The 15,291-nt window shown below is 67.9% G+C and carries 12 protein-coding genes; 8 read left to right on the top strand and 4 right to left on the bottom strand.

Features of this window, described 5'->3' with window-relative positions:
• The first annotated feature begins 30 nt into the window (after nucleotides 1-30).
• From ACIHAX_RS13385 to ACIHAX_RS13355, 7 genes are all read left to right on the top strand, one after another.
• Entirely contained in the window at nucleotides 31-687 is a 657-nt protein-coding gene (locus ACIHAX_RS13385) for a TetR/AcrR family transcriptional regulator (protein ID WP_397277536.1), read from the top strand.
• A 167-nt stretch (nucleotides 688-854) separates the two neighbouring features.
• On the top strand, nucleotides 855-1,337 hold the full coding sequence (locus tag ACIHAX_RS13380; protein ID WP_364432235.1) for a nuclear transport factor 2 family protein: 483 nt from the start codon (nucleotides 855-857) through the stop codon (nucleotides 1,335-1,337).
• A gap of 786 nt (nucleotides 1,338-2,123) precedes the next feature.
• Nucleotides 2,124-3,593, top strand: a complete 1,470-nt coding sequence (locus ACIHAX_RS13375) for an NAD(P)/FAD-dependent oxidoreductase (RefSeq protein WP_364432232.1) — start codon at nucleotides 2,124-2,126, stop codon at nucleotides 3,591-3,593.
• A gap of 50 nt (nucleotides 3,594-3,643) precedes the next feature.
• Nucleotides 3,644-5,350 (top strand): 3-deoxy-7-phosphoheptulonate synthase, encoded by a 1,707-nt coding sequence (locus ACIHAX_RS13370; RefSeq protein ID WP_397277534.1) that lies wholly within the window; start codon nucleotides 3,644-3,646, stop codon nucleotides 5,348-5,350.
• 698 nt (nucleotides 5,351-6,048) lie between these two features.
• On the top strand, nucleotides 6,049-8,376 hold the full coding sequence (locus ACIHAX_RS13365; RefSeq protein ID WP_397277532.1) for a nitrate- and nitrite sensing domain-containing protein: 2,328 nt from the start codon (nucleotides 6,049-6,051) through the stop codon (nucleotides 8,374-8,376).
• Between the two features lie 30 nt (nucleotides 8,377-8,406).
• Nucleotides 8,407-8,823, top strand: a complete 417-nt coding sequence (locus ACIHAX_RS13360) for a roadblock/LC7 domain-containing protein (RefSeq protein ID WP_397277530.1) — start codon at nucleotides 8,407-8,409, stop codon at nucleotides 8,821-8,823.
• Nucleotides 8,820-9,194, top strand: coding sequence for a DUF742 domain-containing protein (locus ACIHAX_RS13355; RefSeq protein ID WP_356965655.1), 375 nt, complete (start codon nucleotides 8,820-8,822; stop codon nucleotides 9,192-9,194). The genes ACIHAX_RS13360 and ACIHAX_RS13355 overlap by 4 nt, the downstream gene beginning before the upstream one ends.
• A gap of 18 nt (nucleotides 9,195-9,212) precedes the next feature.
• On the opposite strand, the gene ACIHAX_RS13350 is transcribed toward ACIHAX_RS13355, so the two are convergent.
• On the bottom strand, nucleotides 9,213-11,168 hold the full coding sequence (locus ACIHAX_RS13350; protein WP_397277528.1) for a GMC family oxidoreductase N-terminal domain-containing protein: 1,956 nt from the start codon (nucleotides 11,166-11,168) through the stop codon (nucleotides 9,213-9,215).
• 123 nt (nucleotides 11,169-11,291) lie between these two features.
• Nucleotides 11,292-11,876 carry a hypothetical protein gene (locus ACIHAX_RS13345; protein WP_397277526.1) on the bottom strand — a complete coding sequence of 195 codons (585 nt, stop codon included), beginning with the start codon at nucleotides 11,874-11,876 and terminating at the stop codon, nucleotides 11,292-11,294.
• Between the two features lie 426 nt (nucleotides 11,877-12,302).
• Between ACIHAX_RS13345 and ACIHAX_RS13340 the strand changes: the two genes are divergently transcribed.
• Nucleotides 12,303-13,496: a hypothetical protein gene (locus ACIHAX_RS13340; RefSeq protein WP_364432215.1), complete on the top strand. Its 1,194-nt coding sequence runs from the start codon at nucleotides 12,303-12,305 to the stop codon at nucleotides 13,494-13,496.
• 9 nt (nucleotides 13,497-13,505) lie between these two features.
• On the opposite strand, the gene ACIHAX_RS13335 is transcribed toward ACIHAX_RS13340, so the two are convergent.
• A complete protein-coding gene (locus ACIHAX_RS13335) occupies nucleotides 13,506-14,252 on the bottom strand; it encodes a DUF6882 domain-containing protein (protein WP_355075187.1) in 747 nt (248 codons plus the stop codon).
• Nucleotides 14,253-14,382: 130 nt separating this feature from the next.
• Nucleotides 14,383-15,228, bottom strand: coding sequence for an LLM class F420-dependent oxidoreductase (locus tag ACIHAX_RS13330; RefSeq protein WP_364432211.1), 846 nt, complete (start codon nucleotides 15,226-15,228; stop codon nucleotides 14,383-14,385).
• Between the last annotated feature and the right edge of the window lie 63 nt (nucleotides 15,229-15,291).

Genomic DNA, 15,291 nt, shown 5'->3' with positions numbered 1-15,291 from the left:
TGATATTCGTCGGCGTACTAGACTGCGGGAGTGGCAGCAGTGACATCGCAAGCCGGACAGGCGGCTTCGCGCGGGCGGATCGACAAACGGCAGGCGATCCTGGACGCGGCGTTCGCGGTCTTCGCACGCCGCGGTTACGCGCAGGCGTGTGTGCAGGAGATCGCCGAGGCGGCAGGCGTCGCCAAGCCGACCATCTACAACCACCTCAACGACAAGGAAACCCTGTTCCGGCACACGCTGGCGGCCGCGGGCGACGCGGTGCTGGCCGAGAACCTGGCGGTCGTGGACCGGTTGCGCAACCCCGGCCCCGACTTGCGCGCCACGCTGGAGGACCTGGCGTACCGGCTGATCCGGGTCTGCTGCTCCGAGCGATCCCGGTCGCTGCGGTGGCTGACCTACGGGCAGGTCGCCCAGTTCCCCGACCTGATCGACATCGTGGTGAGCCGCACGTCCGACCAACTGGCCGATGCGCTGGCCGATCGGCTGGCGCGCCTGTCGCTGTCCGGCCGCTTGCGCGCGTGCGACCCGGCCACCGCCGCGGAACAGTTCCTCGCGCTGATCACCGGCCCGATGGAGGGCCGCTCACGGCTGGGCACCCGCAAGGTCTCCACCACCGAGATGCGCGCGGTCGCCACGACGGGGGTCGACACCTTCTTGCGCGCCCACGAAGCGACGGAAACCCCCTGAGCCCGTATGCCGTCCGCTTGGAAACCGCCTCCACCGTCGACGCGCAGGAGCGCACCGCGTCCGCCGCACCTGGCGAGAGCCGCAGCGCACCTGCGAAGTACCGCTGCCGCCGAATTCGACACCGTACGACTCGCCGCGCGATACCTTGTCGCCGGGAAAGGACCGACGTGACCGGCTCACCCGAAGATCTGCTCGCGACCATCGAAGCCGAGCGGGCGATCTACCGCACGTTTTATCACTTCTTCCGACTCGCGGACACCGGGGAGAGCGAACGTTTCGTCGAATGTTTCACACCGGACGCGCTGATCGAGTACCGGATCATGCCCGGCCCGGTGGTGCGCTTCCACGGACGCGACGAGTTCACCGCGTACATGAGCCGCGCGCCGAAATCCCAGCGCGCCATGGTGGCGCATGTCGCCGGGCAGGCCACCATCGAGTGGACCGAGGACGGCCCGCTGCTCACCGCCTACGCCACGGTATGGCATTGGTTCACCACCAGGGAATTCGCCGACACCAACCGCCCCGCGGACTGGACCACCATCGGCCTGGTGCAGGACAGATACGAGAAATACGACGGCGAGTGGCTGATATCCCACCGCGACGTACGGCCCGTCGCGGGCCGGGTCGCCGCCGGACGCGGCCCTGCCTGAACTCGCCCCTTCTCGCTCATTTCCCGGCACTCCGCCGCTTTCACGCGACGCGACACCGACTTCCGTGATCGCGAACGCCCGTTCCTGGATGATTTGGCGGTCGTGTCGCCGTTCGCGGCCCCCGCGATGACGGCTCGGCGCACGCCACCGAGTTCGCCCACCGGAGTGTCACAACCACCGACACCGCGAAATTCTTTACCGCGCAGGTCAGAAGGGTCGGCAAATCCGCCGCGCCACAATGTCATCCGCTCGCCTGGACCGTCGCCGGGAGTTGGCCGAAGCGGAGACCTGGTCACCAGCGCGGTAACTCTTGGTGAACGACTCGTGCAACGCGAGGGTCCGCCGTATCCTTGGATCCGTTGGGAAAGAGGGGTGATGACCGAACGACCTATGTCATCGCCGCCTACCCTGACCTCCACATTCCCCGCCGCGACCGCATAGCGCTGGCGAAACACTCGCTCCCGCAACGGTTTCCACAGACGATGCGATGTCCACCATCTTCGGCATCGCAGCTCATGCCCAGTGACGACAGTCCAGCGGCAAGGTCTCCTGCGGGCATTTTGGCAACCCTCCAGTAACCCACAGGCGGATAGACCAGGGGTTGCCAAATAGCCTGTGTCTATTGAGGTTTGGCTATCAATTGCTACAATCGAACCGTGCACCGTTAGTTTAGCTAATCAGTGGCAAAGTTTGATTCGGGCGCGTCGAAGACCGCGGCTCGCCCGGAGTCCTTCCACCACTGAGGCGGGCGCACGATCCGTTGTCGGCAGTTCCAGGGAGTTCGCTATGGACAATCCGCATGTTCTGGTCATCGGTGGCGGCCCAGCCGGGTCCACCACCGCAGCCCTGCTCGCGAAATCGGGGGTCCGCGTGACCCTCCTGGAACGAGATAAGTTCCCGCGCTACCACATCGGCGAGAGCCTGTTGGCTTCGGTCCTGTCGACCTTGCGCGTCTCCGGCGCCTACGACGCGGTGGCCGCCCACGGCTTCCAGATCAAACGAGGTGGCCACTTCCAGTGGCAGGACGACAACTGGTTGCTGGACTGGTCCAAGCTCGTGGACGCCGAGGCCTGGTCCTGGCAGGTCCAGCGCGACGTCTTCGACGAACTGCTGCTGCGCAACGCCGCAGAGCAGGGTGCGCGGGTGATCGAGCAGGCCACGGTCACCAACGTCCTGTTCGACGGCGACCGGCCGACGGCCGTGGAATGGACCGTCGACGGTGACGACGAAGTGCACACCACCGAGATCGACTTTCTCGTCGACGCCTCCGGCCGCGCGGGCGTGCTGGCCAAACACCAGGTCGTCGATCGTCAGCAGCATCCCGCCTTCCGCAACGTCGCCGTGTGGTCGTATTGGGAAGGCGCACACCTACATCCGGACAGCCCGGAGGGCGCGATCAACGTCGTCTCCACGCCGGAGGGCGGCTGGTTCTGGAACATTCCGCTCTCGAACGGCCGCCACAGCGTCGGCTATGTCGTCTCGGCGCGCAAAGCCGCTCCCAAACTCCGCGAACTCGGCCGAGAGGCGTACTACGCACAGACCATCGCCGACAGCGCGGCGATGAGCAAGTTGCTCGTCGGTGCGCGGCAGGTCGCGGAGGTCAAGGCGGAGCAGGACTACTCCTACACCTCCGACCGGTTCAGCGGTCCGGGCTGGGTGGTCGTCGGCGACGCGGCCTGCTTCCTCGATCCGCTGTTGTCCAGCGGCGTGCATCTCGCGACGTACTCCGGCCTGGTCGCCGCGGCGGCGATCGCGACGATCCTGCGCGGCGAACTGAGCGAGTCCGCCGCGCTGGCCTTCTACGAGGACGCCTATCGCCGGGCCTACACGCGATTCCTCGTCCTGGTGTCGCGGATGTACGAGCAGTATGTGGGCTCGGAGGAGTATTTCGCGCACGCGGGCACCTTGACCACCGGGCACAGCGGCGACACGAAGCAGGCTCAGTTCACCGAGATCATGGCCGGCCTGACCGACATGGACGAGTCCTCGGGCGTGCAACAGCGCGCCGCGACCGCGACCATCATCTCCGCGGCCGAAGGTCTGCACGCGGAGTCGGCGAACCTCGAGTACATGGGCCACCTCGACATGTCCGTCGTGTGGGATCACTGGCGCGATCCGTTGGCGGACACGACGACCGGCCAGTTGCGCATCACGACCGAGCCGGTGCTCGGCCTCACCGATCGGCCGCGGACCGAAGCGGAGATCGCCGCCGTGGCTCGTCCCGTTCTCCCACCGACGGCTGCCACCACCCTTTAGCGCCGGTACCGGCACGGATTCCTCGTGACAGGCACTGCACGGAGCCGGTCGTGACGATCACGCACACCGGCCCCGAACCACCGGGTGATCGCCCGCCCGGTGGTTCGGGATTGCGCACCCACGACGAGATCGGGCGATTCGACCACCCGCTGACCAGGATGCTGCTGGCGAGTGACGGATTCACCACCCCCGCGCTGGCGGCGATACTTCGCACCGACCTGCACGTGCGGGTATTGCGTCAGGACGACATCGCGGCCGGTCGGCTGCCGACCACGGTCACCGACGCTTTGGGCGTATCCGGTTCCGATCGCGTCATCGTCCGCCGCTCCTGCCTGGTCAACGCCGACTTGGTCACCGCATCCATCAATTACGTCGTCGCGGTGCGCGCGGGCGCGGCCGCTTCCGGTATGGACGATGTGCGGGTGCCGATCGGGACCGGACTCATCTCCCGTGGCGTATCCCAGCGGCGGCATCTCCTGCGGACCGGCGTGGTGCGGTGGCCGGACGGTCGCCTCTGCGCGGCACGGGCATACGTCATGACGCTCGGGGATCGGCCGCTCTGCTACATCCGGGAGTCGTTCAACCCGGACGTCATCCCACCCGACCACGCCGCCACGGCCGGTGCCGATCCGCCTTGGGCCGACGAACCGGAACCCGCGCGGCCGGGGTCGTTCCTGGTGGCGAGCCGACTGTTCGAGGCGCACGAATTCCTGGGCAGCGTACAGCGGGGTGCGGACTCCGCAGCGCCACCCATCCGCTTGCGGCATTCGCGGCCCGGGCCCATACAACCCCACGAATGTGAGGTCCTCACAGCGGATTTGGCGAAGGCAGCACGGGGAGATGGTTTCGTCCTGCACCTCGGTGGCCACGACGACGCCTCTGCTGGAGCCGACACCAGAACGGTTGCCGCGCGCAGGGCACTGACGTACGCGGCGGCCGCGGTCATGACGCATGGGCTGGGAGCAGCGACGGTCACCATCGAACGAGCGCCCGGACGACACCGCGGCGACCTCCGCGCTGCCGCGGCGCTCGACGAGTGGCCCGCCGACCGCTTGCCGATCACGCTGTGCGTGAACATTTTGCGCCGCGCCGCCGACCGGTCGCACGATCCGGTGCGACGCGACCTGCTCCGCGCGGTGAGCGGGCTGTTGCCCGTCGCCGCGATCGCACCGCCGGGCGCCAGTGAACTGCACAATTGGCTACCGCTGCTGCGCATCTCCCGCGAACCGGTCGTCCCGCCCGGCCAGGGACCCGACGAACGATGGTGGGATCGCTCGGCACACCTTTTGTGGCTCGACGATCGGGCGGGGGCTCTCGCCCACGACCGAATGCGGGTCGCCATCCATGCCGGTAACCCTGTCGCGGTAGCACTCGGCTCCGCCACTACCCCGGACGACATCGAGTTCCTCTGTCGCACATTGAATCCGCGGAAAGAGCCGGGGCGGCTCACACTGGTCCCCCGACTCGGCGTCGCCCGTACCCTCGATACGCTTCCGTCCTTGTTCGCCGCGGCCGCCGCGTGTGACACACCGATCTGCTGGGTGTGCGATCCGATGCCGTCCACGCGCATGCCGCACGGCGGCGGCGACTTCGGTGCCGACGATGTCGCCGACGTGATTCGCGCGTTCTTCGACACGTGCCGAACGACCGGCACCGTTCCCGGCGGCCTGCATCTCGAATGCGGCCCCGACCCCGTCGAAACGCTTCATCGCGTTATCGCCGCGCTCGAACTGCGGGCCACCTGGTCACCGCGATGACACGAACTCCCGGCGCGGCGCCGACGGTCCGGTAACGAGAGCCACGCTGGAATCGTTCGCCGGGCACCCGGCGGCGCTCCGGGACTTCGCAACGCTTCCACGAACAGCGCGGGTCGCGGCGGCGAGTGCCGGTGTGGCGATCGAGCGACGGATTTATTGCCAGCAGCGGGAATCGGATATCGAAGTGGGCGCTATATCATCACCCGGTTCCGTGGACATTGGGCTGCCCTTCTCGGTGTCTGGTCCGATGACACGGTACCGACCACCCATATCGCACAGGCGGACAGCTGAGGAATCGAACGAGCTGTCCATATACGACCAGAACCATCGGTAAGTTAGAGATTGATGTTCGCTCTGGTTCGCGCAGCTGCGGATCGGCTACGCTATACCGCCGAGTGGCAATCCTTCCGGGCGCGTTTACGGTCGACGATCACGCGCGGAGCCCGGCGCACCCGAGCTCGCGTGCTCGAATTTCGGAATAATTTCGATTCACTTGTTGGTCCAAGCGAATCCGTGGGATTCGCGATCGAACCGCTACACTTTCGTTATTCTTCGGAACGGGTACAGGTGAGGTGCCGCCCGGGTCGGGCGGGGCCGTGTCAGAGGGTAGGCATTTTCCAGCCGTGAGCAAGTGGTCAGAGCTGCGCGAATCCGCTATGGGAGCGGTTCGGTCGAGCCGGCGTGATGTCCGTGGTCGAGTGAGTGTCCGGGTACGCCTGCTGGCGATCGTGCTCATATCGAGCGTCACGCTACTCATCATCGGTGTGGGCGCGGCCGGCTATCTGGTGCGATCCGCCCAGGCGGCCAAGGAATGGGCGGAGCTGGCCAGCAGCACGACGGCACCGGCCATCCTCATGGTCCAGGCGTTCCAGGAGGAGCGTCGCCTGTCGCTGTTGTCCCTGGCCGGTGACACCGAAGTCGCCCGCGGGCTCGCCGCCGCACGCCAGCGTTCGGACGCGGCGCTGGCGGGGGTGATGGCGAAAGGCGATGCCGCCCGCAAACTGAATCCCGGCGGGTCCGCCTCCGATATCGAGGGCTACAACAAGCTGTTCGCGATGGTTCCGACGCTGCGCGGCGGGGTCGACACCCGGCAGGCCGCGCCGCACGAGGTTTTCGAAGTCTTCAGCGGGGTCATCGGCACGATCATCGCCGCGTCGACGCTCGCCGCACGGGTGGCGCCGGAAGCCGATATCGCCATGGAACTGAACTACGGCGTCGAGCCCCTACGCGCGGCCGAAGCCCTGTCGATGGCGGACACCCTGGGCGCGGTGGCGCTGACCGTCGGCGAGAACACTCCCGCGCAATTGACCGAATTCAGCCGGTTGGTAGGCGAATTCCGCAGTGAGGTCGCCTACTCCGGCCGCGTGTTGAAGAACAAGCGACTCGCCCAACTCCAGGAGATCACCGCCGGACCGGCCTATCAGAAGCTCGTCGCGATGCAGGACGCGGTGCTGGTGCGCGGTCCAGTGGAGGCGGGCTCCGACTCCGACGAGTCCACCGGTACCGGTAGGACCCAGAGCGGCCGCTCGGCCTCCAGGACCACGTCGTCGTTGCCCATGGGTGTCGCGGCCTGGCAAGAGGCCTCCGGCCAGGTCTCGGCGGCCCTGCTGAAGCTTTGGGACGACCAGAGCCGCGACGCGCACCAGATCGCGCGCGAGCGAGGCGATGAAACCGCGCGGCGGTCCATGCTCGGTGGCGCGGGGGTGCTGTTGGTCGCGACCATCGCCTTCCTCGCGGCGTTGATCATGGCCAATCGCTTCATCGGGCGAATGCGGCGATTGCGGCGCGACACACTGGAACTGGCGGACCAGCAGCTGCCCGATCTCATGGGCAGGCTCGGCCGAGGCGAAAGCATCGACTCCGAGGCCGAGTTGGCCCGACTGGATTTCGGTTCCGACGAATTGGGCCAGGTGGCCGACGCCTTCAACCGCGCCCATGTCGCGGCCGTGTCCGCCGCGGTCGCCGAGGCGAAGACGCGAACGGGCGTCAACGCGGTATTCCTCAACATCGCCCATCGCAGCCAGGTCGTGGTGCACCGCCAGTTGGCGCTGCTCGACCAAGCCGAACGCAAGGAGGAGAACGCCGACCAGCTCGAGCTGCTGTTCCAGCTCGACCACCTGGCGACGCGGGCCCGCCGCAACGCCGAGAACCTCATCATCCTCGGCGGCGAGAAGCCGGGTAGACGCTGGCGCAAGCCGGTTCCACTGATCGATCTGGTCCGCGCCGCCGTCGCCGAAAGTCTCGACTACGCCAGGATCCAGACCGGCAGGCTGCCGGAACTGCAGGTGTCGAGCAACGCCGTCGCCGACCTGATCCACCTGATGGCCGAGCTGATGGACAACGCGACAGCCTTCTCACCCCCGCAAGCGCGGGTCGAGGTGTCCGGCGTCGTGGTCGGGCGCGGCGTCGCGGTCGAGATCATCGACCAGGGCTTGGGCATGTCGGAGGCCGACTTCGCCGCGCGCAACGAACTGCTGTCCAACCCACCGGATTTCAGTGTGGTGACCTTGTCCAGCGACACCAGGCTCGGATTGTTCGTCGTCGCGAAATTGGCGCACCGGCACGGTGTTTCGGTACGTCTGGGCGAGTCGGCCTACGGCGGCGTGCGGGCGGTGGTGCTCATTCCGAGCGCACTCCTGCGGTCGGAGACCTCGCCGCGCGAGCAGAGCGACGCTGACCCCATCGAACCCGTGCGGCCGCAGACGCCGGACGACCTCCCGCCTCGACCGGCGCCGGTACCGGGCCGATCGGCATGGTTCACCCCGGCCTCCGAGCAACCGGCCCCGGCACCGATCCCGCACGGCGACGACCGTGGCTTCGACACCGCGGCCACACCAGATCCCGGTCCGGCCGCGGACGCCAGGCCGCCGCTCCCACGCCGCCGCCGTCAATCTCCCCAGGAGCAGGAGCAGACGGCGCCCGCCGCCCCGATACGACAGCGGACCGCCGATGAAGCACGCAATCTGATGAGTGCCATCGAGAACGGCACCCGCCAGGGACGCCGGAAGCGTCCCGACTTCGATTAGTCCGCAATCCCCCCTTTGCAGAAGGCGACGATGACTACTTCCCAGGGAACCGGCCTCGGTTGGCTGCTCGACGAGCTGGTCACCGGATTGGTCGGAGCGAAATCCGCGGTGCTGCTGTCTTCCGACGGGCTGCTGATCGGCCATTCGGCCCAACTGGACAAGGCCGACGCCGAGCGGTTCTGCGCGATGGCATCGGCACTGCACAGCCTATCCCGCAGCGTCGGCCACCATTTCGACGCCGGTGGCGTCTGCCAGACCGTGGTGGAACTCGACCACGCCGTGCTGTTCGTCACCACGGCCGGAACCAACGCCTGCCTGGCACTGCTGGCGTCCGAGACCGCCGATATGGGTATGGTGGCCTACGAAATGAATCAGACGGTGCAGCGAGTCGGAACACATCTGTCGGTCGACACGCGCCCGCACCCATCCGCTTCGACACAGCCATGAGTTATCAGCACGATCCCTGGTACGAGGAAGACGCCGGTCCGATGGTCCGGCTCTTCGCCATCACCCGCGGCCGGGGTCGTGCCGTGCGCCCGGAACTGAACTTGGTCACCCTGGTGGTCGATGGCGCGCCGGGCACCGCACTGCGGCGCACCGAACCGGAATACGCCGCTATCGTGCAGCTTTGCCGCACCCCGCAGTCGGTAGCGGAGGTGTCCGCGCGATTGAACCTGCCGCTGACGATGACGAAGGTCCTCATCGGCGACCTGCTCGACGACGGCAGGCTGATCTACCGGTCGGCGGAGCCCACGGCCGGGTCCGAATCGGATCTCGGCCTCCTGCGCGCGGTGCTCGACGGCATCCGCGCGCTCTGACCCGACCCCGGCCGGTATTCAGCTCAACCGCGCGACAAGCCTTTTCGCGTTCATGTAGGCGATCGCCTCGATCGAGACCATGGGGTTGACGCCCGACGCGGTGGGGAAGCTGGAGGCGTCGGCGACGACGATGTTCGCCACCTCCCACGTGGCGCCGTCCGGGTTGGTGGCCGAGGTTTTCGCTGAGCCGCCCATCCGCGCCGAACCCATGATGTGCAGTGCGCCCAGGGAGCATTGCCCCGGTCCGTACCCGGCGGCCCGGCACGCGGCGGCGAAATCGGCATGCGAGCCGCGGCGGCCCGGTTCGTAGGAGACACCCGCTTGGTGCCCGGAGAAGATGCGCTGCGCACCCGCTGCTTCCAGAATGCTCGCCGCCCCCTCGAACCCGGTGTGCAAATGGGCGGCATCGTAGTCCGACAACCGGTAGTTCACGATCGGCTCACCGCCGCGGTCGACGGACACGGTGCCCGAATCGCGGTCGCGCGTGATGATGCCGATCGCGTTCGAACGCGCGAAATCGAGCATGGTGGTCCGATGGTTCTCGGCGCCGCGCCAGCTCATGAACCCGGTGGCGAGACCGGGATGGATCGGGCCGGTTTCGTAGATCACGCCGTAGCCGTTGCCGTCCAAATCGCTGTGCTCGCGGCAGATCCGGGTCTGCAAGCCGCCCTCCCACGGCCGGATCTCTTCCTCGAACACCCCGAACACCGCGGCCGCCGGGTGCAGGCGCAGGTGGCGGCCGATGTTCTGGTTGCGCAGCCCGGAACGCCGCAGCAACGCCGGAGTCTGGATCGCACCGGCCGCCACCACCACCGCACGAGCGCGCACCTCGATCGCCAGGCCGTCGGACGTGACCGCCGAAACGCCTTCCGCGCGACCATTTCGCACACTGATCCGCCGCACGTCGGCGTCCACGACCAGTCGCGCGCCCCGATCCGCCGCATCGGCGAGCCAGGTCTTGGTCACCGACTGCTTGGCGCCCAGGCGGCAGCCGTAACCGCACCGGCCGCACTCCACACCGGCGTCGCAGGCATCGGTCACGTTGCGCGGCAACGTGTCCACCTCCCAGCCGAGCGCGCGGGCGCCGCGCTCGAGAACGCCGTCGCGAGCCGACAGCACCGACCGCCGATCGGTGACACCGAGCCGCCGCCGCACCACGTCGAGCGCGTCGCCGAATTCGTCCTCGGCGAACTGGGCGGCGCCCAGGGCGGCCCACTCCGCCCGGACATCCTCCGGCGTCGGCAACGACGTACTCCAGTTCACGACCGTCCCACCCCCCAGGCACGTGCCCGCGACGAGGGTGATCTGACCGTCGGCGGTGCCCGGCGGCCCCGGTGCGTACAGGTGTTGCAACCCGTCCAGCTCGCCCGCGCCGAAATCGCGGTCGTCGTAGTAGTTTCCGCGTTCCAGCACCACGACGTCCAGGCCCGCTTCGGCCAATACCGCGGCGGCCACACCGCCTCCGGCGCCGGAACCGACGATCACTACATCACAGTCGAATTCGGTCGTCTCGGTGCAGCGCAGCGGTGTCAACACGGGCGCGGGCGCCGTGGTCAGCGGACCGGAAGGGGCCGGATACCCGATCTCCTTCCACAGCGGATTGACGCCCGTCGGGCCGGGAGTGATGTTGTAGGACAGCAGCGACGCTTGTTTGAGCGCCCCGAAGATCACCCGCACGGATTCGAAACGCGAATCGGCCAGCCGCAGCAATGCCCGTTCCCGCTCCTCCTGCGACAGGCGGGAGAAGCGCCGGAGACCGCTGCCGGTGAGCAGGCCGGTCAGCCGGGAATCCCACAGGTTCAGCAGCGTGGCCAGTTGCTTCTTCTCCGCCTCGCGCGGATTGCGCCCCAGCAGTTGGAAGACGGTGTCAACGGCTCCGAGCGCGCTCGCCGACGGCAGCGTCAACCCGTCGCCGGGGTTGAACGTGTCGCAGATGACGTTCATCGCCGCGCGTTGCTTGGCTGTTGGTTCCATGTCGAACAGTCCCCTTCGTTTCGCCAGTGAGTTCTATCACACGACATGAACAACCACTAACTAAAGACCCGTTTGCCCTGGTGATTTCGGATCGCTCGGAAAGAATGCATGGCCACATAGCGTTCACGCCCTGATCACGATCGCGGCCGCGTAACCGACCGCCAGGAACGCGTGCACGACCGAGACGAGCGCCTTGCCGAGTTCCGCCGTCGGGTTCGCGCCGGTCCGTGGCCGCGACAGCGACCACCGGGTGAACGTCCGCTCGGCGTGCACCGCGAGACGCAGCAACTCGGCGCGATATGACCCGAGCAGCGGTTGGTCGCACGCGCCCAGCGCAGCGGCGGTGAGATGCGCGCAGCGACCTATCGTCATCACGACTTCGAGCACCTCGTCCGGCACCGACGTGACGAGGCGGGCGTCCGCGAGCGCTGCTGCCGCCCGGATCCGTTCGACGACGCGGCCGAGCGCCCGCCCGAGTTCGGACAATTGCGCGCCGTCGGCGGCCACGGGCTCGGACTCCAGCGCGGCGGTCAAGTTGCCGATGACCACGCCGAGCGCGTGCTCGACTCGGCGCGAGCGCTCGAGTATCCCGGAGACATCCACCGGCGAGCATCCGAAGTCCGCAAGCACCGTCGCTGCCTCGACCAGGGTCGCGGCCGCCGCGCGAAAGTAGATCTCGGTAGTCGCGCTCGCCGTCGGCGTGCTCATGCCCACTCCTCGGGTAGTCCCTCGATCAGCCGCGATGGGGTGTCGACGCCGCCCGGACGGCGTCGGCCGGGTAGCGTCGACAACCCCACGCCGCCCGGGTAGCAACCACACCGAACTACCACAGTCGACGATAATGATTCATAACATATCGCTTCTCTGGACTGGTAGATAGCCCCATATTGCTTGAAACAGCCATTTACTTAACGGTCGGGTGAACTGCGTGTGGCCGGATCAGCTACGACCAGGCACCGGACGCGGGGGATGCGGACGATCGGAGCGGCTTCCCCCCGCCCGCCGCGAACTTCGAGCCTTCCACGAGACCCGAAACCACCCCCAGATCCCGGCGGCTCGGCCGCACCGCCCGACGACCTGTACGCGTACGCGCGATGATGGAACGAAGCCGATGATCGTCGAGAGGACCGACGGATGTACCGTCTGAGGCGCTGCCTGGTCGCGGTGGTCGTCCTGTTGGCAGCCGCCGGCTGCGGGACCGAACACGAACCGCCGCCCGCCCGCGGTGAGATCGTTTCCACGACGCCCCTGCTGAGTCTGCCGCCCGAGCAGACCGCCGCGCTGTTGACCAACGGTGGAATCTCCACTCCGGTGCGCAACGGCGTCGACGCCTTCCGCATCGAGTACCGGACGATCACCCCGCACGGCGACCCGACCACCGCCAGCGGGCTGGTGGCGCTGCCGCGCACGGACTCCCGGCGGCTGCGGGTGGTCAGCTACGAGCACGGAACCATGACGCTGAAGAGCGACGCGCCGTCGGTCGACACCCGCAACCTCCCCGATCGGCTGCGTACGGTGGCCTTCGCCGCCGCGGGCTACGCGGCGACCGCACCGGACTACTTGGGCCTCGGGAACGGTCCGGGAACGCATCCCTACACCCATGCGCCTTCGGAGGTCAGCGCTTCGGCCGACCTGTTGCGCGCGACCGCTTCCCTCGTGGCCCAGCAGCGCCGAGAGCTCGATCCGGACGTGCTGGTGACCGGCTTCTCCCAAGGCGGCCACGCCGCGATGGCGCTCGGGAAAGCGCTGGCCTCCGGCGCGATCCCGGGTTTCGGGGTGGCTGCCTTGGCCCCGATAAGCGGACCCTACGACCTACGGCACGTCCAGGCGCCCGCCGCACTGGACGGGCGGGTCCTACCGGGCGCGGCGGTGCTCTTCCTCTCCTACTGGATCACTTCCATGAACCGGATCCACCACCTCTACGACGACCCGACCGAGGCCTTCCAGCAGCCCTACGCCGACAAAGTCGAAGAACTCTTCGACGGCTTCCACACCGAGATCACCATCGTGACCTCGCTGGCGCCCACCCCCGGACAATTGCTGACCCCCGGGTTCGTCCGGTCCGCCGCCGAGCCGACCGGCGCCACCGCGGCGGCTATCACCGAGAGCGACGGCACCTGCGACTGGACGCCGCGGGTGCCGGTCCACCTCTACGCTGCTCGCGGCGACCGCGCCGTGCCGTTTCCGAATGCCGAGCACTGCTTGCAAGCTCTCGGCGGCGGCGACGCCACGCTGCGGGACCTGGGCGACGTGGACCACGCCGGAACGGCACGGATAGCCGTCCCCGAGATTATCGGCTGGTTCGAGCAACAGTTCCCGCCGAGCTGACCGGGCGGCTCACGCCGGCTGGGGCTGCGATTCGAAGGGTGCGTCGATCCCGTCCATGACGATCCGGATATCGAGGTTCGCGATCCGACCCGAAGCGTCGAACTCGACCTCGCCGGCGAGACCGTCGTCGCCGAATTCCAGCAACCGGTAGTCGTCGAGGAATTCGGTGTTCAGTCCCCGCCGGGTGAGGTAGCTGTACACGGCACGCCGGTGATCCGTCAGTGGCAGTGCTCCGAAGCCGTGCGCCAGCACGCGAGCGAGGCCGGAGGGGGTGGGCGCGGGCAATTCGAAGGCCGGGTGGTCGATGAGGAACGCCACGCAGGCGCCATCGATGACACCACAGTAGGAGTTCCAGCGCCCGCAGACGATCTTCGCGGCATCCGCCATCAAGCCGGCCACCTGATAAGGCTCCGGCGCCGCGCCACCGAGGACCACGGGCAGTTCGGCCGAACACAATTCGGCGACACGGTAGCGGGACCCGAACTCGCGCACCGTCTCCGCCGCGCGCAGCAGCGACGGCGGGTAGCCCCACGGGTTGACCCATCCCCACAGCCACGTGTCGGCATCCGCCGTTCCGAGCAGGTGGACGTCGGTGCACACGAAGGAGCCTTCGTCACCGAGGAATTCGAGCCGACGTCCGTCCAGGTCGGCCTCCAACACGTGTGCGCCGAGCACCTCCTCGAGGTGCAGGCGGTGCTCGAGCGACAGCAAGCCCGCGTCATCGAGAAGTCTCGTCAGTGGCACGGATTGGGACACCGCGTCAGCGTAGTCAACGCGGAGCCATCGCTCCGCTTCCGGACCGGCTGTCGGGCCGTGCTCAGCCCCGAGCGGGCGGCCGTCCCGGCAAAGGGTGCGGGAGGAAACCGGGGCGACTCCACCTCCGACTTCACACCGGGCGGTCGTGCAACTCGGCCATCGTCGCCTCGACCCGATCGAGCTCGCGATCGACGACGCTCCGGCGTGCCGACGGCAACCAGAAGAGCACGCGGTCGACTCCCGCTTCCGCATAGGATTCGAGAGCCTCGAGGTCGTCGACGGGGGCGCCCATCACGACGACGTCGATCGGGCGATCGGCCCGCTCGCGCAGCTCGGTGATCCGCTCGATGATCCCGGGGCCGTGATTGGGCATCCACGCGTCGCCGTATTCGAGCACGCGATCCAGCACCGTCGGCCCGCCGCCTCCGACGAGGATCGGCGGGTGCGGCCGCTGGATCGGCTTGGGGTCGCTCCAGATCCGGTCGAAAGAGATGAATTCGCCGTCGAACGAGGCCTCGTGCTGCGTCCAGATCACCTTCATCGCTCGGACGTACTCGCCCATGCGCTTCATCCGGGTCCGTGGATCGGTGCCGTGATTCGCCATCTCTTCACGGTTCCAGCCTGCGCCGATGCCGAAGTCGAATCGCCCGCCGGACAAATGATCGAGCGACGCGACCTCCTTGGCGGTGATGATCGGGTCGCGCTGGGCCACGAGCGCGATACCGGTCCCGACCCGCAGCGCTTTCGTGGCGCCCAATGCGTAGGCGCTCGCCACGAAGGGGTCGTAGGTGTGCGCGTATTTTCGCGGCAGCGGCGGCGCGCCCTGCTCGCCGCGCCATGGCGTCTTCCGCGCCGCCGGGATGTGCGTGTGCTCGGCCCACATCAGCCACCGATGGCCGCGCTCCTCAACGGTTCGAGCGAGCTCCGCGGGCCCGAGGCCGTCGTGGGTCGGGAAGTAGGCTACGCCGGCATCCATTTGCTCGAAGTTACCTGCCGAACCCGAGGCCGCCAATGCGACTTGCCGCGGCCGTGATGCCCG

It is taken from the genome of Nocardia sp. NPDC051929 (genome assembly GCF_044548645.1).
GTDB classification, from domain to species: domain Bacteria; phylum Actinomycetota; class Actinomycetes; order Mycobacteriales; family Mycobacteriaceae; genus Nocardia; species Nocardia sichangensis.
This window is presented reverse-complemented; position numbering and strand designations above follow the sequence as displayed.